At 55.5% G+C, this 18,913-nt stretch carries 19 protein-coding genes; 9 read left to right on the top strand and 10 right to left on the bottom strand.

Translation table 11 applies throughout. The features are described from left to right. Nucleotides 1-275: 275 nt before the first annotated feature. Nucleotides 276-992, bottom strand: a complete 717-nt coding sequence (locus A1355_RS15990; RefSeq protein ID WP_064029947.1) for a YebC/PmpR family DNA-binding transcriptional regulator — start codon at nt 990-992, stop codon at nt 276-278. A 376-nt stretch (nt 993-1,368) separates the two neighbouring features. On the opposite strand from A1355_RS15990, the gene A1355_RS26445 reads away from it, so the two are divergent. The 3 genes from A1355_RS26445 (at nt 1,369) to alr (ending at nt 4,392) form a co-directional block, all read left to right on the top strand. Then, nucleotides 1,369-1,497 carry a hypothetical protein gene (locus tag A1355_RS26445; protein ID WP_269454764.1) on the top strand — a complete coding sequence of 43 codons (129 nt, stop codon included), beginning with the start codon at nt 1,369-1,371 and terminating at the stop codon, nt 1,495-1,497. Between the two features lie 358 nt (nt 1,498-1,855). Continuing rightward, nucleotides 1,856-3,250, top strand: coding sequence for a replicative DNA helicase (gene dnaB / locus A1355_RS15985; RefSeq protein ID WP_064029946.1), 1,395 nt, complete (start codon nt 1,856-1,858; stop codon nt 3,248-3,250). After that, nucleotides 3,247-4,392 carry an alanine racemase gene (gene alr, locus A1355_RS15980; protein WP_064029943.1) on the top strand — a complete coding sequence of 382 codons (1,146 nt, stop codon included), beginning with the start codon at nt 3,247-3,249 and terminating at the stop codon, nt 4,390-4,392. Before dnaB ends, alr begins: the two co-directional genes overlap by 4 nt. Before the next feature lie 344 nt (nt 4,393-4,736). Here the strand turns inward: alr and prlC are convergent, their stop codons facing one another. The 7 genes from prlC to hemB all read right to left on the bottom strand — a co-directional run bounded on the left by prlC (nt 4,737) and on the right by hemB (nt 13,262). Next, entirely contained in the window at nt 4,737-6,827 is a 2,091-nt protein-coding gene (gene prlC / locus A1355_RS15975) for an oligopeptidase A (protein ID WP_064029940.1), read from the bottom strand. Between the two features lie 29 nt (nt 6,828-6,856). Further along, nucleotides 6,857-8,215, bottom strand: coding sequence for an HDOD domain-containing protein (locus A1355_RS15970; RefSeq protein ID WP_064029938.1), 1,359 nt, complete (start codon nt 8,213-8,215; stop codon nt 6,857-6,859). Nucleotide 8,216: 1 nt separating this feature from the next. Continuing rightward, nucleotides 8,217-9,503, bottom strand: a complete 1,287-nt coding sequence (locus tag A1355_RS15965; protein ID WP_064029936.1) for an HDOD domain-containing protein — start codon at nt 9,501-9,503, stop codon at nt 8,217-8,219. Between the two features lies 1 nt (nt 9,504). Beyond that, the gene (locus A1355_RS15960) at nt 9,505-10,785 is read right to left on the bottom strand and encodes an HDOD domain-containing protein (RefSeq protein ID WP_064029934.1); all 1,281 of its coding nucleotides are present in this window, start codon (nt 10,783-10,785) and stop codon (nt 9,505-9,507) included. 61 nt (nt 10,786-10,846) lie between these two features. Next, nucleotides 10,847-11,695 carry a shikimate dehydrogenase gene (gene aroE / locus A1355_RS15955; protein ID WP_064029932.1) on the bottom strand — a complete coding sequence of 283 codons (849 nt, stop codon included), beginning with the start codon at nt 11,693-11,695 and terminating at the stop codon, nt 10,847-10,849. After that, a complete protein-coding gene (locus tag A1355_RS15950; RefSeq protein ID WP_064030015.1) occupies nt 11,692-12,234 on the bottom strand; it encodes a hypothetical protein in 543 nt (180 codons plus the stop codon). The genes aroE and A1355_RS15950 overlap by 4 nt, the downstream gene beginning before the upstream one ends. An 11-nt stretch (nt 12,235-12,245) precedes the next feature. Then, nucleotides 12,246-13,262: a porphobilinogen synthase gene (hemB, locus tag A1355_RS15945; protein ID WP_082885584.1), complete on the bottom strand. Its 1,017-nt coding sequence runs from the start codon at nt 13,260-13,262 to the stop codon at nt 12,246-12,248. 144 nt (nt 13,263-13,406) lie between these two features. Between hemB and A1355_RS15940 the strand changes: the two genes are divergently transcribed. From A1355_RS15940 to A1355_RS15925, 4 genes are all read left to right on the top strand, one after another. After that, nucleotides 13,407-14,054 carry an MlaC/ttg2D family ABC transporter substrate-binding protein gene (locus A1355_RS15940; RefSeq protein WP_064029930.1) on the top strand — a complete coding sequence of 216 codons (648 nt, stop codon included), beginning with the start codon at nt 13,407-13,409 and terminating at the stop codon, nt 14,052-14,054. Between the two features lie 54 nt (nt 14,055-14,108). Next, nucleotides 14,109-14,840: a carboxy-S-adenosyl-L-methionine synthase CmoA gene (gene cmoA, locus A1355_RS15935; protein WP_064029928.1), complete on the top strand. Its 732-nt coding sequence runs from the start codon at nt 14,109-14,111 to the stop codon at nt 14,838-14,840. Further along, the gene (gene cmoB / locus A1355_RS15930) at nt 14,840-15,808 is read left to right on the top strand and encodes a tRNA 5-methoxyuridine(34)/uridine 5-oxyacetic acid(34) synthase CmoB (RefSeq protein ID WP_396643630.1); all 969 of its coding nucleotides are present in this window, start codon (nt 14,840-14,842) and stop codon (nt 15,806-15,808) included. The genes cmoA and cmoB overlap by 1 nt, the downstream gene beginning before the upstream one ends. A gap of 130 nt (nt 15,809-15,938) precedes the next feature. Next, nucleotides 15,939-16,295 (top strand): ComEA family DNA-binding protein, encoded by a 357-nt coding sequence (locus tag A1355_RS15925; RefSeq protein WP_064029925.1) that lies wholly within the window; start codon nt 15,939-15,941, stop codon nt 16,293-16,295. 41 nt (nt 16,296-16,336) lie between these two features. Here the strand turns inward: A1355_RS15925 and A1355_RS15920 are convergent, their stop codons facing one another. Together A1355_RS15920 and thpR are read right to left on the bottom strand one after the other, a co-directional pair. Further along, on the bottom strand, nt 16,337-16,678 hold the full coding sequence (locus A1355_RS15920; RefSeq protein ID WP_331710125.1) for a phenylpyruvate tautomerase MIF-related protein: 342 nt from the start codon (nt 16,676-16,678) through the stop codon (nt 16,337-16,339). A 37-nt stretch (nt 16,679-16,715) separates the two neighbouring features. Next, nucleotides 16,716-17,225 (bottom strand): RNA 2',3'-cyclic phosphodiesterase, encoded by a 510-nt coding sequence (gene thpR / locus A1355_RS15915; protein WP_064030011.1) that lies wholly within the window; start codon nt 17,223-17,225, stop codon nt 16,716-16,718. A 286-nt stretch (nt 17,226-17,511) separates the two neighbouring features. On the opposite strand from thpR, the gene hxlA reads away from it, so the two are divergent. Beyond that, a complete protein-coding gene (hxlA, locus tag A1355_RS26205; RefSeq protein ID WP_064029921.1) occupies nt 17,512-18,159 on the top strand; it encodes a 3-hexulose-6-phosphate synthase in 648 nt (215 codons plus the stop codon). Between the two features lie 3 nt (nt 18,160-18,162). Further along, the gene (hxlB, locus tag A1355_RS26200) at nt 18,163-18,696 is read left to right on the top strand and encodes a 6-phospho-3-hexuloisomerase (protein ID WP_064029919.1); all 534 of its coding nucleotides are present in this window, start codon (nt 18,163-18,165) and stop codon (nt 18,694-18,696) included. The last annotated feature ends 217 nt before the right edge of the window (nt 18,697-18,913 follow it).

The following is an 18,913-nucleotide window of genomic DNA, read 5'->3' as shown; positions in this document are numbered from 1 at the left end:
TTGCTCGGGGCATAAAAAAGCCCGCATATCGCGGGCTTCGTCCGGTTTATTATTGTGTTTTGGACGTCTGTCGAATTGATTTCGACAGCTTAACTTGCTGCGCTTATTGTTGTTGTTTTACCAGCGAACTGGCCGCTCTCCTCCCCCGTTGAAAGATGACGATTCTTGCCAATCGCATCGACCTAATTCAAGGTGAATGCATTCTAAGAGATTAAAACCGGGTTGTCCAGAAAAACTGCGACAAATTGCCGCAGTTTTTTCCCGATTCCTCGCGGTCAATAGGCGGCGTCGTGATAAACGTTTTGCACGTCATCCAGTTCATTCAGCATATCTAAAAATTTTTCGAATAACACCGCGTCGTCGCCCGCGATCGGCGTTGAACCCTTCGGTAAAAACTGAATTTCATCGACTTCGAAATCGATTTCACCTAGCAAGTCGGTCAGCGCCTGCTTGGCTTTGAAATAGTCGGCTTGCGGCGTGAATACCGTTAACTTGCCTTCGTCGTTTTCAATATCGCTGACATCGACGTCGGCGCTCAGTAGGGCTTCGAGAACGCTGTCTTCGTCATCGTGGCGAAACGCCAGAATCGCGGCGTGATCGAACATATGGCTGACGGTGCCCTGCGTGCCTATCTTACATTTGGTTTTGGTAAAACACAGGCGCACGTCGCCGAACGTGCGATTCGGATTGTCGGTCAAGCAATCGACGATCACCATGCAACCGCCCGGGCCAAAACCTTCATAGCGAGCCGGCGCGAAGTCCTCGCCGCCGCCGCCCTTGGCTTTGTCTAGGGCTTTGTCGATGACGTGGCCGGGAACCTGATCCTTTTTAGCCCGGTCGATAAGTCCGCGTAAGGTCAAATTGCCGGACGGATCGACGCCACCGGACTTGGCGCAGACATAAATTTCGCGGCCGTATTTGCTGTATACCTTGGTCTTCGCATCGGCCGTTTTGGCCATCGACACCTTTCTGTTCTGGTAGGCTCTACCCATCGGACTGCTGCTCCATAGACAACGCGGTTAAAGGCGCGGATTTTAACGCCAAGTATTTTTTCTCGGGAAACTTTTCGCTGTTGGCGGGTCAGCGGGGCGCGGTCGAGCCGATTGGCGCGGATGGCATTGATGAATCTTCTTTGTATCCGATTCCGGCAAAAATGCCGCAATCCGGTCCGGCGTAGCCAAAAATCGGAAAACTTCCGCGAGATGTTGAAATTTAATTTACTTTAACAATGAATTTTAACGGCTTGTTTTAAATTGTATTGTTGTTGTACTTCATTGATTGTGTTGCCAAAACCCCTGAAAGGGGCTATTGAGTTTTATCGGGAAAGTGGCAAACTCGCCAAACGGGAGGCTTTAATTGGGAGGTACTATGAAAATACTAGCTATCTTGATCTTGGCGGGGCTCGGTTACGGCGCGGTCAGATTTATTCTTACAGTGGTGAAAGAACTGGCGTTGTTTGCCGTCGAAGCTTGGCGCGATATCGAGGTTGAGCAATAACGCTAACCAAAAATCAATTCATACAAAAGGGCTACGGGCCTATTATTGCAGATCAGCAAACAGCCGGGTGAAACCGGCTTTTTTGTGCCCTAGAGTCCGAGAAAGCCGAGCTTGGCTGCTAAAGGAAGACGTAGCGCAAAACAGCGGTCGTAGCGTTGTTGGTGGTCAATTGCCGGTGAGATGTGGGTAGGCCCTGACAAAATTGAAACCGCTAGTCGTCCGAGATGTATTGGTACGCGGCCTACTCGCCGAACGATATACTTTGCATTTTCCGTCGGCATGCGAGGTCGTCGCCATCAGTCTGTCCGAGTAGTTAGCCGGTTATAATGCACGGCCAGTATTCGCCCTTTCCGTTGCCATGTCCGAAGATTATTACTTTTCTCCCGATCAAGCCGTCGAGTCTCTGAAAGTCCCGCCGCATTCGATCCAGGCCGAACAATCCGTGCTGGGTGGCCTGCTGCTGGATAATCGCACCTGGGATTCGGTGGCCGATAAAATCGTCGAGGGCGATTTCTATCGGCGTGATCACCGTTTGATCTTTCGCGCGATTGCTCAATTGGCCGAGAAACAGGATCCGTTCGATGTCGTGACGATTTCGGAAGTCTTGGAAGCCACCGGCGAACTGCAGGACGGCGGCGGCCTCGCGTATCTGGCTTCACTGGCGCGCGACACGCCCAGCGCCGCCAATATCGTCGCCTATGCCAACATCGTCCGCGACCGCTCGGTCTTGCGGCAGCTGATTCATGTCGGTACCGAAATTTCCGACTCGGCCTTCACCACCGAGGGTCGGGAAACTGCCGATTTGCTGGAAAACGCCGAGCGCAAGGTATTCGAAATCGCCGAGCAACGCCAACGCGGTCAAGGCGGTTTTGCGTCGATCAAATCCTTGCTGGCCAAGGCGGTGGACAAGATCGAAATGCTGTACGAGCAGGACGGCGACATCACCGGCGCCAGTACCGGCTTCACCGACCTCGACGAAAAAACTTCCGGACTGCAACCGTCCGACTTGATTATCGTCGCCGGAAGGCCTTCGATGGGCAAGACCACGATCGCGATGAACATGGCCGAAAACGTGGCTTTGAAAAGCGGGATGCCGGTCGCCGTATTCAGTATGGAGATGCCGGGCGAAGCGCTGGCGATGCGGATGATGTCGTCGCTGGGCCGGATCGATCAGCACAAGGTGAGGACCGGCAAACTGGACGACGACGACTGGCCGCGCTTGACCTCGGCGATCAATCTGTTGGCCGAGACCAAAATGTTTATCGACGACACCCCGGCGCTGACGCCGACCGAGGTGCGTTCCCGCGCCCGCAGGCTGACCCGCGAACACGGCCAACTGGGCTTGATCGTGCTCGACTATTTGCAATTGATGCAATCGCCGTCCAGCGGCGATAACCGGGTGCAGCAGATTTCCGACATCTCGCGCGGCCTGAAGGCGCTGGCCAAGGAGCTCAACGTGCCGGTGATCGCGCTATCGCAGCTTAACCGGAATCTGGAGCAACGTCCAAACAAGCGGCCGGTGATGTCGGACTTGCGCGAATCCGGCGCGATCGAGCAGGATGCCGATTTGATCATTTTCGTGTATCGCGACGAGGTGTATCACGAGGACAGTCCGGACAAAGGTATAGCCGAAGTCATCATCGGCAAGCAGCGGAACGGTCCGCTAGGCACGGTGCGACTGACCTTCCTCGGCCAATACACCCGCTTCGAAAACTTCGCGGGCGTTTATACCGGTAGCGAGGATTACGAATGACGCCGGCCGCTTACGTGCATCTGGATCTGGACGCCGCCCGCCACAATCTGGCCCAGGTTAAACGTTATGCGCCGAACAACCGGATCATGGCCGTGATCAAGGCCAACGGCTACGGCCACGGTATGGATAGAGTGGCGGCGGCGTTGGCCGAGGCCGACGGTTTCGCGGTGGCGCGGGTCGACGAAGGCGTGCGCTTGCGCGAGGCCGGATTCACGCAAGCGATTACGGTCTTGCAGGGCTTCGTATGCCTGGACGAGCTGCGTTTGATGGTACGCCACAAACTAGCGGCGGTGATTCATACGCCGCAGCAAATCGGCATTTTGCGGCAACTGGCGCCGGAATCCGAAAAATTACCGGTTTGGTTGAAAATGGATACCGGTATGAACCGCCTGGGTTTCAAGGGCGGCGACTTTTTGGCCGCTTATCAGGCGCTGGCCGATTGTGTCGCCGTCGCGCAACCGATCAATCTGATTACCCATTTCGCCAACGCCGACGACTTGCTCGACGACAAAACCCGCCGCCAGATCGACGTATTCAACCATGCGGTCAAAGACTTCCCCGGTCAGCGTAGTATCGCTAATTCGGCCGGCATCATTGGCTGGCCCAACGTGTCTTCCAACTCGGCACAGGTTAGGGGGGGGGATTGGGTCAGGCCGGGATTGATGCTGTACGGCTGCTCGCCGTTTGCCGGTAAAACCGGCGCGGATTTCGGTCTACGGCCGGTGATGAGTCTGCATTCGCGGTTGATCGCGGTCAAGTACGTGGCCGCCGGCGAATCGGTCGGTTACAGCGGCACCTGGACTTGCCGGCAACCGACCCGGCTTGGGGTGGTGTCGATAGGCTACGGGGACGGCTACCACCGCCACACTCAAAGCGGCGCGCCAGTACTGGTCAATGGTCGGCGGGTGTCATTGATAGGTCGGGTATCGATGGACATGATCACCGTCGATCTTAATAGCCAGCCGGACGCCCAGCCCGGCGATCCGGTCACGTTGTGGGGCGAGGCCTTGCCGGTCGAGGAAATCGCCCGTCACGCCGACACGATACCTTATACCTTACTCTGCGGGATTACCCAGCGGGTGCAAGTGATAGAACGAAGCCCGGCGGAAACTTTTGTCTCCGCGACGACCATGGCCGGTTGAGTTGGCCGTTGCATCGTGGACAGCCAGGCTTAACGCTGCTTACGCCCTTTGAAAAACGCCAGCGCGCTGGTCGGACCCGGTGCGCGGTAGCTCGCGATGTGCCGACACGAGGCGGTGCGGCTTGGCGAGGCTGTGGGTAGTGATCGCCGCCTGTATTCCCAACGGCAGATGGTCTGAGTTTCAGGTAGCCGAGATTCTCTCGATTCAAGTTTCAGGCGATCAAAGCATGTCTTACAAACGGGGGAGTGCCGGCGGTGAGAACTGTCCGAACCGGTTCAGTTCGATTGCGAACGACCGGTTCTTGACTAACGGGTTCTCGACCAGCCTGGTTCACGCTGCCGTCGCTAAGCGGCAATCCCGTTGTGCCGTAGCAAGGCGTCAATCCGCGGTTCGCGGCCGCGGAAGTTTTTAAATAAAGTCATTGCGTCGCTGCTGCCGCCTTGTTCCAGGATATTGCGCAGGAAGGATTCACCGGTAGCGCGGTCGAAAATGCCTTTTTCCTCGAACAGCGAGAAGGCGTCGGCCGACAGGACTTCCGCCCATTTATAGCTGTAATAACCGGCCGCGTAACCGCCCGCGAAGATGTGCGAGAAGCTGTGGGCGAAGCGGTTGAATTCGGGCGGCTTGACCACCGCGACTTGCTCGCGCACTTGCTGCAAGGTTTGATAAATCCGTCCTCCCTTGGCCGGGTCGTAGTGCTGGTGAATTTTGAAGTCGAACAGGCTGAATTCCAGTTGCCGCACCATCATCATGCCGGCCTGAAAGTTTTTCGCGGCGAGCATCTTATCGTACAGCGCATCCGGCAATGCCTCTCCGGTTTGGTAATGGCCGGAAATCAGGCCCAGGGCTTCCCTGTCCCAGCACCAGTTTTCCATGAACTGGCTGGGCAGTTCCACCGCGTCCCATTCCACGCCGTTGATGCCGGACACGCCGAGGTGGTCGATCCGGGTCAGCATGTGATGCAGACCGTGGCCGAATTCGTGGAACAGGGTTTCCACTTCGTCGTGGGTTAGCAGGGCGGGGTCGTTGCCGGTCGGCGGTACGAGTTCCATACTCGTTACCGCACTCCCACCATCCCTGGCGATCGGCGGCGTGAAGTTGCAGGTCAGGTAGGCGACTGGCGTTTGCAGGCCGGTCGAGGTTTTCTTGCGGCAGACGCAATCGTCCATCCAGGCGCCGCCGCGCTTCTTGGCGCGGGCGTACAAGTCCAGGAAGAAGCGGCCGCGTAGTGCGCCGTCCTTGTCGACAATTTGATAAAAGCGTACATCCGGGTGCCAGGCGTCGAACTCCCGGATTTCGCTGATTTGCAGACCATACAGGCGTTCGACGATCGCGAACAAGCCGGGTACGACTTTATTGTCCGGAAAGTAGGTCTTCACTTCTTCTTGCGACAATTGATAGCAGTGCTGGCGCATTTTTTCCGAGTAGTAGCCGATGTCCCAGGCTTGCAGATCGTGCAGGCCGTGTTCCTGGGCGGCGTATTCCTTCAGCTCGGTCAGGTCGCGGCGCGCCTGGCGCCAGGATTTGTCGGCCAGGTCTTCCAGAAATTTGACCACATCGTCGGTGGACTTGGCCATTTTGGTGGCCAGTGAATATTCCGCGTAATTGCTGAATCCCAGCAATTGGGCCTTTTCGTGGCGCAGAGCCAAAATCTGCTCCATGATGTCGGTGTTGTCCCATTGGCCGGCGTGTGGACCTTGGTCGGATGCGCGGGTGCAGAAGGCTTCGTAATGCTCGCGCCGCAGTTCCCGATTGTCGGCGTAGGTCATGATCGCCAGATAGGACGGAAATTGTAGATTGATCAACCAGCCGTCCTTGCCTTCGGCTTCGGCAGCCTGCTTGGCTTGGGCGATGGCCGACTCGGGCAGGCCGGCCAAATCGTCGAGATGGGTAATTTGCTTGTGCCAGGCGTTGGTGGCGTCGAGCAGGTTTTCCTCGAACTGGCTGGCCAACTTGGACAGTTGCTGACTGATCTCCTTGTAGCGCGCTTGTTGCTCGGCTGGAAGGTCGACACCGGACAAATGAAAATCGCGTAGTGCGTTATCGATAATCTTTTGTTGGGCGGGTTCGAGATTGGCGAATTCATCGCTGTCGCGAATGGCTTTGTAGGCTTGTTGCAGCGCCTTGTTTTGGCCGGTTTCGGTGGCGTAGGCGCTGAGTTTGCCAAGGCAGGCGTTGTAGGCGTCGCGCATGGCGTCGCTGTTCACGACCGAATTCATGTGGCTGACCGGCGACCAAGCCTTGTTCAAGCGGTCTTCGGCTTCCTCGATGGGCTCGATCAGGTTATGCCAAGTGTAGGGGCCGCCGCCTGCTAGCTGGGTATCAATGGCGGCGCGAGCATTGGCCAGTAATTGATCGATCGCCGGTTCGACATGTTCGGGCAGAATTTTGGAAAATTGCGGGAGTTCGGTACGTTCTAATAAAGGATTGGTCATTACGGTAGCCGGAAAGTAATCGGAAAAAATCAGGATAACAGTTGCATCGCCGCCTGCACGCGGGCCTGAGCCTTTTGTAACACGGAAAGCGAAAAATCGGGGTTGAGCTTGCCCTCGCTGAGTTTGGCGTAGGCCGGTATCGAGCAAATATAGGGTAGGTCGCGGGATTTGCCGCTACCGAAATAGCTGTGTAATTTGGCTAGCATGACAATGTCGCTCAGCGTCAGTTCCGGGCCGCTGTCATACAGCCAATTTTCGGCGAGCGGCGGAATGCCGGTTAGGGTTTCAGAGAAGCCCAAGGTATGCAGTACCAGAGTGCCGACCGGAGCGCGCAGATAGGTTAGCGAGGCTTGTAACTCCTCCAGGCTGGGGCTGGCGTCCGGGAAGTGCTCGGCAAAATGCAGTAGCGGTATCGCGCCAATGTCGGCGACCAAGCCGGCCAGCAATGCGTCTTCCGGGTTGATGCGGCTGCACGCCTGGGCCAGCACGAAGCTGAGGCTGGAGACGTACAAACTGCTACGCCATAACGCTTGCATGGCTTTCATCAGCGCAGGATCCTTGCAATGGAACAGTTGCTTCAAGCTGATGCCGAGAACCAAGTTGCGAGTCGCGTTGAGGCCGATGCGCGATACCGCGTCGTGGCAATTGTGGATCGTGTTGCCGGTGGAATACAGAGCGCTGTTGGCAACCTGAATCAGTTTGGCGACGATGGGCGGATCGAGTTGAATAATTTCGACGGCGTCGGCTATCCCTATCTCCTTGCGCATCGCTTCCTTGAGTTTAAGCGCGACGTCGGGTAACGAGGGCAACCTTAACTGATTTTCCCGGTAGGCTTGGGCAAAGCTGATAAAGAACTGGTGGCCGTTCAACGACTCGGGGAGTTCGATATCCACCAGTTCAACACAGCTGGTCGATTCTCGGCAGTGGTCGGACCATAGCCGGTTCAGCTCTATCGAGACTTCCAGGATCAAGACGTCGTCGAGCGCGGTGGCGGTGGCGCCGCAACGCGTGGCGCTGTTTAACGGCAGATGGGCTCGCGGGGTGTCGGCGACGATTTCGTAGCTGCTGTCGCTGTCGGGTTGCATGCTGAGCCGCCCTCGCACTAAATAAAACACGCTGTCGGTGCGCTGGTCGAAGGTGAAAATCACAGAATGTTTGGCGTAGCGGAGGGTTTTGCGCGGCAGCGCGGCCAAATGGGCATCGTCGAGATTGCGTAGAGGGACGAATTGCTTGAGTTCCGCCGGAGGCAGGGATTGTTTGAGCGTCGACATCGGCGGTGTCACGCCCGGTATTTCCACCGGTATGTTTACGTTTTTCGCGGCGATGTTGGTTGGCGCCGAAGACGTTGGCGGCGGCGTTTTTTTGAAGAGGCGCGTGAACCAGTTCATGTCAGGCCCGGAAAAATGCCAAGGCCTCGGCGATTTGCTGTTTGGCGTCCTGCAGTACTTGCAGGGACATGTCGGGCGTTAAAGCGCAGTCGTCCAGTTTATGAAACGCCGGCAAGGTGTTCAGAGGCGGCAATTTGTGCATCCGGATGCCCCCCAACTGACTGTGAAATTTGGCCAACAATACAATGTCGTGCAATTGCAGGCCCTCGCCGGCGTCGTAATACCAGTTTCCGGTTTGCGCCGGAATTTGGATCAGCGTGTCCGGAAAATGCCATTTTTTCAGGATGAAAGTGCCGAATAGCCCCTGTAGGTAGTCGATGCAAGCGTCGAGTTCGGCCTCGGTGTACTCTGAAGCGGGCAGGCTACCAGCCAATGTAATGATAGGCAAGACGCCGATATTGTGAGTCAGGCCGGCAAGCAAGGCTTCGTCGGCGTTGATCTTTTTACCGAGACCGGCCAAGGTACAACTCAAACTGGCGATTTGTATGCTCTGCTTCCAGGTTTGCTGGGATTTTTGCTGAAGCACTTTATTGGTGCTGCGGAACAATTGGTGCAGGCTGACGCTGGTGACCAGATTTTGAGTAATTTTGAAGCCCAGATGATTGACCGCATCGTGGCTATTACTGACCGGCTTTAAGCCTCGGTAGATCGGACTGTTGGCGACCTGTACCAGTTTGGACGAAATCGCCGGGTCCAGATTTACGATTTTCACCGCATCGGCGACGCTGATGTCTTTTTGCAATGCACTACGCAGCCTTAAGGCGACGTCGGGCAGGCTGGGGACTTGCAGCGCGTCGGCGTCGTAGGCCGCGCAAAGTTTCGCGAATAGCCGGCTATTACGCAGTTCGGCGGGCGGATTGGCGCGGTTTGCCAGCGGATTGTGTGGCTGAGCGCTGCTTTGTCGCAGTAACGATAGTGGTAGGTAAATCAGCTGGGATGGGGTTTGGGCAATGGCGCTGACGCTATGTTCGCCGTGAGCCGCCAACGGATAGCAGGCCTTGAAGGTATTCTCTTCAACCGTGTATCCGCCGTTGGCCGACTCCAGAAACACTTTGCCGCTGTAGAGATAAATCAAGGTGTCGGAGGCTTCGCCGCGATTGAAGACGATGTCCCCGGCATTGAACTGGCATAACGCAATCGGCAGCTTTATCAGTTCTTTGCTGTCCAGCTCGCTGATCGGGATCAGTTTGCGTAAAAACTCGATGGGCAGACGGTGGGCCGGACGTTCGCCGTTGCTCGCCGCGGCGACGGGTTTGGTCGCCGCCCGTTTAAATAACTTGCCGAACATATCAAGTGATGAAGGTGTTCAAAGCTTCCTGAATCTTGGCTTTTGCGTCGTGCAGGATCGCCAGCGTGTTTTCCGGCGACAGCGAAAAGGTTTTCAGTTTGGCGGCGGCCGGGATCGCGCTGATTGCCGGCAGATCGGCGTTGGCCTTTTTGCCGATCAAGGCATGTAGTCGAGAGAGCACGACAATGTCGGTCAGTGTTAACGTGTCACCGCTAGCGTGAAACCAATCGCTGGAATGTTTGGCCGCCTGAATGAACTCATCGGCAAAATCCCATTCCTTGAGCACGACCGCGCCGACGGGCGCTCTGACGACGGGGATCGCTTGTTCGATTTCGGTCTCATTGTGGTACTCGAGCGGCAAGTCCGCCACGAAGCTGAGAAACGGAATCACGCCAATGTCGCAGGTTAACCCGGCCAACAGCGCATCTTCCGGATTTTGTTGCTGGCTATGGCTGGCCAGCACGTGACAAAGGCTGGACAAATACAGGCTTTGTTTCCACAAATCTTCGAGGTAAGTCTTCAGCAGCGGCGATTTGGATTTGAAAATCTGCTTGATACTCAGCGCGGTGACCAAGCTGCGCGTGGCGTTCAGGCCGATGCGGATCACCGCATCCTTACAGTTTTTGGCGGGGACAGTGGTCAAGTACAACGGGCAGTTGGCCACTTCGATCAGTTTGGCCGAGATAGCCGGGTCGAGTTGAATGATCTTGACCGCGTCATCGATATTGACGTCTTTTTGGATGGCTTGGCGCAACTTGATCGCCACTTCCGGCAGCGACGGAATTTCCAGTTCGTGGTGGTGGTGCTGGAAATGGTCGGCGAACAGCGATAACAGGCGGTTACCTTGCAAGTCTTCCGGTACGTCCAGTTTGCCGTGGTCGAAGCGGCCGGAGGTGAGCATGATTTTTAACGACACCCGCAGAATACTAATGTCGGTTTTGGCGGTGGCCGTCGCGGTTTGTTTGGCACCGCTACAGATCGGAAACTTGGCTTGCGCGCTGCCGGCGCTGATTTCGTAACCTTTACCGTGCTGATCGGCCAAAACCACGGTTCCGTCAAGCAAGAAAATCGCGCAGGTCGAAGGCTCGTTGACCGAAAACAGGGTTCGACCGGCTGAGTAGGTTTCGACGTGGTTCTCGGCCGCGAAGGTTTGCAGGATTTCTTCGCTCAGGTTTCTGATTGGGAAGAGTTGCCGCAAGGTTTCGGTCGTGATGGGCTGTGTTCCCAGCGGGGCTGGGGATTTGCCGGAGACTTTCCCGAATAATGATTTGATGGCCTTCATGTTGGTCCGTTAAGCAATGATGGATCGTGGAAGAGTGATTGTCGTTGGTGTTGGACGGAGGTCAATCGTTTCGAAGCGGCGGCAGCGTTCGCTCGCGGTTCAGCAAATCGATGACCGGACGGGTGTCCGGTCTGACGCCCCGCCAAAGATAGAAGGCCTCGGCGGCCTGCTCCACCAGCATGCCCAAGCCGTCGAGGCTTAGCGAGGCGCCGTGCCTAAGGCCCCAGTTTACGAATGCGGTAGGCTGGTTGGCATAAGCCAAATCGTAGCAGCAGCCGCCGTCGGCGAGAATATCGTCGGCCAGCGGCGGCAGGTCGCCGCCCAAGCTGGCGGAGGTTGCATTCAAAATGACGTCGAAGCGGCTGTTCAAATCGGCGTAGCCGCAGGCGTGCAACTCTCCAAGATCGGCAAACTCGTCGGCAATGGCCTCGGCTTTTTCGAGTGTCCGATTGGCGATGACGAGCTGCGCCGGTGCCTGTTCCAGCAGCGGCGCGACGATACCGCGTGTCGCGCCGCCGGCCCCGAGCACTAAGATCCGGCTGGCGCGCAACGGAATGCGATGGTTGATGGTCAGGTCGTTGAGCAGACCGACGCCGTCGGTATTGTCGCCGAGGATGCGGCCGTCGGTCTGGCGTGCCAGGGTGTTGACGGCTTTGGCGAGCAGGGCGCGGTCGCCGAGGCGGTCCGCGAATTGCCAGGCGAGTTCCTTGAGCGGCACCGTGCAATTGAGACCCTTGCCGCCGTCGGCAAAGAAGGTTTCTACCGCGGAGCGAAACAGCTCGGCCGGTACGTCCGCCGCCCGGTATTGCAGACGTTGACCGGTTTGCTCGGCGAATAGGCCGTGGATGCGCGGCGATTTGCTGTGGTTAATCGGGTGGCCGAATACGGCGTATTGGTCGATGGCTGTCATTGGTCGGCTTGTTTGCGGGATTTGAATTCCCAATACAGGGTGACGATGACGAGCAGGCCGGCGAGCACGCTGACGGGCAACATGAACTGTTCAACGTAGGCGATAATAATCGCGCATGCGCCGAGAAACAGGCCGATCAAACCCAGTTGCCAGCCGATACGGATGCCGTCCAGCATCGTGGCCAACGACAGAATCAGCAACACCACCAGCGTCGCGGCGTTTTCGTCGATACGGCCCGATTTCTGCAGCAGAAACGCGCCGCCGGCGACCAATACCGCACTGGCCCAATGCAGCAATTGTTCCTTGAACGCAGCGGCGAAGTCGAACGTGTGGTTTTTGGCTTTCATCCGGCCGATGGCGATCGAAATGCCGGCGAATACGGTGACCATGAATAACCAGAAAGCGTAACCGTCTTCCGGCGAAAAGCGGGTGACGGCGATACCCAGCATGGACAGCAACAGGAGCAGAATAAATACACCTTCCTCCAGCCGTGATTGCCGACGCTGTTCGGCATTGCGGATGTCGCGCGCGGTCGCCATGGCTTGTCGATCTAGGTTTGTTGCAGCCATTGTGCCGCCGGTTTGGCGAAGTAAGTCAAAATTGCGTCGCAGCCGGCCCGTTTGAAGGCGAGTAAGGATTCCAGCACGGCCTGACGTTCGTCTAGCCAGCCGTTTTGGGCGGCGGCTTTCAGCATCGCGTATTCGCCGCTGACTTGGTAAGCGAATGTCGGAACGCCGAAACGATCCTTGGCGCGGCGAATGATGTCCAGATAGGGCATGCCGGGTTTAACCATGATCATGTCGGCGCCTTCTTGTAAATCGAGCGCGATTTCGCGGATCGCTTCGTCGGAATTGGCGGGGTCCATTTGGTAGCTGTATTTGTTGCCTCCGCCCAGATTGCCGGCCGAGCCGACCGCGTCGCGGAACGGGCCGTAGAAACTGGAGGCATATTTGGCCGAATAGGCCAGAATGCGGGTGTTTGGGTGGCCCTGGGACTCCAGGACGTTGCGGATCGCACCGATTCTGCCGTCCATCATGTCGGACGGCGCGACGATGTCGGCACCGGCCTCGGCATGGGATAGGGCTTGTTTGCACAGCACGTCGACGGTGGCGTCGTTGACGACGTATCCGTCAGCGTCAATCAGGCCGTCCTGGCCGTGCGTGGTGAACGGGTCGAGCGCGACGTCGGTAATTACGCCGAGGTCCGGAAATTCAGATTTCAACGCTCGCGTACAACGTTGCGCCAGGCCGTCGGGATTGTAGGCTTCTTCTGCGTTCAGCGATTTTTGACCGGGGTCGACGACCGGAAAGAGCGCGACGGCGGGGATACCCAACTTGACTAAGGATTCGGCTTCCCGCAACAGCCGGTCGATGGACAGGCGGCTGACGCCGGGCATCGACGCCACGGCTTGTTGGACGGATTGGCCTTCGACGACAAATAATGGGCAGATCAAGTCGTCGGTAGTCAGGCGGTTTTCCCGCATTAACCGGCGGGAAAAATTCTGGGAGCGCATGCGGCGCATCCGGGTGGTTGGGAAAAAGTCGTTAGGGGTAGACATCTTTTCCATAGTAAAATAGTGAGGTGTTTGCCGATCCTCCGCGGGTTGGTCGAGCCTGAGGCTGGGTTTTCCGCTTCGGACCTTAATTGTAGCAGTGTATGGTTTGGGAAGGCTGAAATTAGCGCCCTGTATCCTTATTAAGAGATGGTTTATATGTATATCAAACGTTATTTGCAGTTTTTATTGATGGCGATTTGGGCGGCGACTGCGTTGGGCTGGGCTTCCGGCGCGGCGGCGGAAGGCGAGCCGCAGAAGATTATCGAGGACGCCTCGAACAAGCTGAAGCAACGCATGCAGGAGCCTGGGTTTACGCAGGATTTCAAAAAAATCACGGTGTTCGTACACGACGTGATCTACCCGCATGTCGATTTCGACCTAATTTCGACGTTGGTGCTCGGCAAAATGTGGAAGGACGCTACGCCGGCCGAGAAGGACGGTTTTAAGAAGGAGTTCCAAACCCTGTTGATTCGCACCTATTCCAGAGCGTTTGTCGAGTTCAAGGACTGGTCGGTGCGTTTTCTGCCGGTTAGCAGCGAAGGCGACGATAAAAAGGTATTGATCAAAACCGAAATCTTGCAACCTGGCTTGCAGCCGATTGCGGTCAACTACCGTATGCTGAACGAGAAAGGGGCTTGGAAAGTCTACGACATCCTGATCGAGGGTGTTAGCTTAGTCACCAACTATCGGACCAGCTTTAAAAACGAGGTCGAACGTTCCGGATCGTTGCAGGAAGTGATCAATCAGTTGGCCAAGCGCAATACCGAGGCGCTCAGCAACAACAACGTCCCCAACAATTCTTAAGCATTCGCCAGTCTTGCTTGGCCGCGCTTGTTCAAACCAGCGCGGTCGCTCCTCATGCCAGCTTCGAAAGATTCTTTATACGCCAGTCCGCTAGGCGAAATCGCGGCATTTAGCTTCGACGAGAACGTCGTCAAGGTCTTTCCGGACATGATTCGACGCTCGGTGCCGGGCTACGGCACGATGATTTCCGCAATTGGTTTGTTGGCCGGCCGTTACGCCCGCGAAAACAGTCGATGTTACGACTTGGGATGTTCGTTAGGTGCGGCGGCATTGGCCATGCGCGCCAACATTGCTGTCCGAAACTGCAAAATCGTGGCGGTCGACTGTTCGGAGGCGATGATCGAGCAATGTCGGCGCGATATTGAGCTGGCCCCGGCGGAGGTCGACATCGAATGGCGTTGCGCCGATATTCGCGATATTGAAATTCGCGATGCATCGGTGGTTGTGCTGAATTTCACGCTGCAATTCATACCTCTCGAAGACCGTGGTCGCTTTATCGCTGGGCTTTACGACGGCCTACTGCCTGGCGGCGTGTTGATCTTGTCCGAGAAGCTGGCGTTCGATGACAAACGTCAGCAGGATCTGCAAACCGAAATGCATCATCTGTTCAAGAAAGCGCAAGGGTATAGCGAACTGGAGATCAGTCAAAAGCGAACTGCGTTGGAGAACGTCTTGATACCGGAGACTTTCTCCGAGCATCGCGCGCGCCTGGAAGCAGCGGGGTTTTCCAGTGTCGAGGTTTGGTTCCAGTACTTCAATTTCGCGTCAATGATCGCGTTGAAATGATCGATTACCGGCCTTTATTCAACTTGCTTGTCGAGGCGGGAGGTCAGCGCTGGGCGGCATTATTGCCGGGGCAGTTAGCTACGGCATTCGATGAAACCGGGCATGGCGATTTGCGACGCTGGCGGAGCGTGGTCGATGCATTGCCGCCTCTGACACCGAGCGTTTGCGACTTGCTCGATCAAGTACAAATCGGCGGCGACTCGGACATTTCCGAAACGGCACGCTCCGAGTTACGCGAGCGGTTGATGGCCTTGCATCCTTGGCGGAAGGGGCCGTATCGTCTTTTCGGTATCGAGATCGACACCGAATGGCGCTCCGATTGGAAGTGGCGTCGTGTTAAAGATGCCATTGCGCCGTTGCGCAACCGATTGGTGCTGGATGTCGGTTGCGGAAACGGTTACTACGCCTGGCGGATGTGGGGCGCCGGCGCCAGAATGGTGATCGGTATCGATCCGACTCTGTTGAGCGTGATGCAATTTCAGGCGGTTCGTCGTCTGCACGGCGGCGATGCGCCAGTCTTCGTTTTGCCGCTGGGTATAGAGGATGTGCCGGCGGACTTGGGAATTTTCGATACGGTTTTTTCGATGGGGGTTTTATATCACCGGCGTTCGCCGATCGATCATTTGCTGGAATTGAAAGGTTGCCTGAGGCCGGGTGGCGAGTTGGTATTGGAAACCTTGGTGATCGACGGCGGTCCGGACCGCGTGTTGCTGCCCGAGCGGCGTTATGCCAGCATGCGTAACGTCTGGTTTTTGCCAAGTTGCGAGGCGCTGTCGGTTTGGTTGGGGCGTTGCGGCTTCAAGGATGTTAGGGTGGTGAACGTCGAAAAAACCTCGGTGGAAGAGCAGCGTTCGACCGAATGGATGCGTTTTCAGTCGCTGACGGACTTTTTGGATCCTAACGACTCGGATAAGACTATCGAAGGCCTGCCGGCTCCTGTCAGAGCTGTGTTTGTCGCCACGGCATAGGGGTTAGTTATTTTCGGAATTTCGTATTGAAAAAATAGGTTTAGCTTCTACAATCGACTAGCTTTTCAAGTCATTCTTAATGGAATGAGCCGATTAAGCCTAATCTCTAACTAAATTACGAGGTCGAATTATGAAAAAGCTATTTCTGGTTCTATTGCTTTGTTCGTTTTGGGTGAGTGCTGAACCCATCAATATCAATCAGGCAGACGCGGAAGCAATTTCCACTGCCTTAACCGGAGTCGGCCCGAAAAAAGCCGAGGCCATCGTGCAGTATCGCAAGGAGCATGGTGATTTTAAAAGTTTGAAGGATTTAGAGGCGGTCAAAGGCATTGGCGAAAAAACCGCGATGGCGAACGAGAAAAATATTCTGTTCGGCGATGGTGTGCCAGTTCCATCTGATACTAAAACGGAAAAAACGGAAAAAGCCGGTAAGGCAGCAAGCGCCGAGAAGCCGGACAAGGGTAAATCCGAAGTTAAGCCTAAATAACGCGACTGAACCGGCGCGCTTGCGCGCCGGATTTTGCGCTGTCAGCCGAACGTCGAGCTGTTCCAGCCCCAAAACTCAGCCGGACAATTACTGAACTCAATGTAAATTCGGTCGCCAGCGATGCCGAGTTCCTCGGACAATATTTGGCAGAGGGACGCTGAAAGCTTTGTGGCTTGGCTGGCGCTGAGCCCTATGCTTTTGCACTCCAAATAAGCTAAAGGAGAATCGCTGCCGGCAAACAGCATGAAGTGATTTCCGGAAATGTCGATCATGACATAGCGTTCCGGTTTTCCGGTCTCCTGGGCTAGCAAGTGCGAGAAGGCTTTCAGCAGGTTAGGAGATTGTTCGGCGGTAATAGGGATGTTAGTGCGCAGTTTCAGCATGGGCATGGTCGGTTCTCCTCAGGTTTGTATCGGCTGCTTATGACAATGATGGCCACTCCTCGAGAACCCGATATTGGCGGCGTCCGGAGTTTGATACCGACTCGGCCAGGCAAAAGCCGGTGGCGCGCCAAGTTATCGGTTCGAATTCGGTATCGAGTGGGCGTTTGATTTTACGACATAGCGTGATGTGTGGAGTGAAGGGGCGGTTGTCGATTGGTATGTCCAGCCCCTTGCTGATTCTGGTCAATTGTTCGGAAAGTTCGCTCACGGCTGTTAATCCGTCGGTGGAGGTCAGGCAAAGTATGCTGGGTTTTTGCCAAAAATCGAGCCGGTCGAACGTCAGTTCGGCGCCGTGAAATTTGATGGTGTTGGCTCGTCTGCGCAGTTCCCGTTCTTGTTTGTGATTTACAGTGCCTAAAAACACCAACGTAACATGCAAGTTGGAGATAGCCAGAGGAGTTATTGAGCGATCAAGGTGTTGAATTAGCTGCTGGAGTTTGGCTAGGGCGTCAAGTGGTGGCCAGAGCGCGAAAAATAAGCGTTTCATAGACAGTGCTAGGATGAGCGGGTGGTGTTTTAGAGTCAACTATCGTCCTGAAAAGGCGATTTCCCATCGGGAAATTTCGCGGTTTGCGATGTTGGGTTTTTCGGTCGATAAAATCTTGGTCCGAGTGCCCTGAAGCTTTGTATTTGGCGGCAGTCAAGCATTGACAGCCGTGCTATTTCTATCTTACAGTTACAGATGCATCACACGTACGTGACTAGCCTAGCGGGTTGTGGCAATTTGCGAGAATCAGCTATCAATAAAATTAAAACTTTTCGGAGCACATCACATGGCAAGACCATTAATTCAAATGGCGTTGGACTCACTGGATTTCAACCAAACCGTCGCGCTGGCTGACCAAGTAGCCCCTTACGTCGACATTTTCGAAATTGGCACCCCTTGCATCAAATACAACGGTGTCAATTTGGTCAAAGAACTGAGACAACGTTACCCCGATAAATTGTTGTTGGTTGACCTGAAAACCATGGATGCCGGCGAATACGAAGCTGGTGCTTTCTACGCTGCCGGCGCGGACATCTGCACCGTATTGGGTGTTTCCGGTCTGGCTACTATTGGTGGCGTGATCAAGGCAGCTAAAAAATATGCTGCCGAAGTGCAAGTCGACTTGATTAACGTGCCTAACAAAGGCGAGTGCGCTCGCGAATCCGCGAAGCTGGGCGCCCAAATCATGGGTGTACACACCGGTCTGGACGCACAAGCGGCCGGTCAAACGCCTTTCACCGACTTGGCCGAAGTCGCCAACCTGGGCTTGAACGTTCGCGTTTCCGTTGCCGGCGGTATCAAACCAGCCACTATCGATCAAACCGTTAAAGCGGGAGCCAACATTATCGTGGTCGGCGCGGCTATCTACGGCGCTCCGTCACCTGCCGAAGCGGCTCGTGAAATCCGTGAATTGGTCGACGTGGCGGCGGTGTAAGTCATGCATCAAGAGTTAGTCTTAAGCAAAATTTCCAGCATTCTGGAAGCGACACCCGATTCGTACGACAAAACTTTGGTCGACATGTTGGACCAGGCTAAGCGCGTCTTCATTTCTGGTGCTGGTCGCTCCAAATTGGTCGGTAATTTTTTCGCGATGCGGCTGATGCATGGTGGCTATGATGTCAGCGTTGTCGGTGAAATCGTCACGCCTAGTATTAAAGCCGGCGACTTGTTGATCATTATTTCCGGCTCCGGAGAAACTGAGCAGCTGGTGGCCTTCACCAAGAAAGCTAAAGAAGTGGGTGCGAAAATCGCGCTGATTTCGGCCAAAGACGATTCGACTATCGGCGATTTGGCCGACGTTACGTTGCAAATCGGTCGTGCCGAACAATACGGTAAAGTCAGAGGCATGCCTATGGGTACCGTATTTGAATTGTCTACTCTGCTTTTCCTCGAGGCTACGATTTCCCATGTCATTCATGAGAAGGGTATCCCGGAAGAAGAAATGAGATCGAGACACGCCAACTTGGAATAAGGACGGCGTCAAAGCCGCGGGCGTCACTTGTCGGTCGCGGCTTTGGACATTTACAAGGTATCAAGGTGATGCCAATTCCGGCAGTCTGTTAAACAGTAGCGTCGTGTTGGTTTTCCTTGCAATTACCAAGCCCCAGCCAGAGCGATGTTCTAGTTTACGGGCATCGTACCTAAAATAACAAAATAAAGGAGACCAACATGCCTTCGCGCCGAGACTT

Origin of the sequence: Methylomonas koyamae (assembly GCF_001644025.1) — a bacterium.
Lineage (GTDB): Bacteria > Pseudomonadota > Gammaproteobacteria > Methylococcales > Methylomonadaceae > Methylomonas > Methylomonas koyamae_A.
This window is presented reverse-complemented; position numbering and strand designations above follow the sequence as displayed.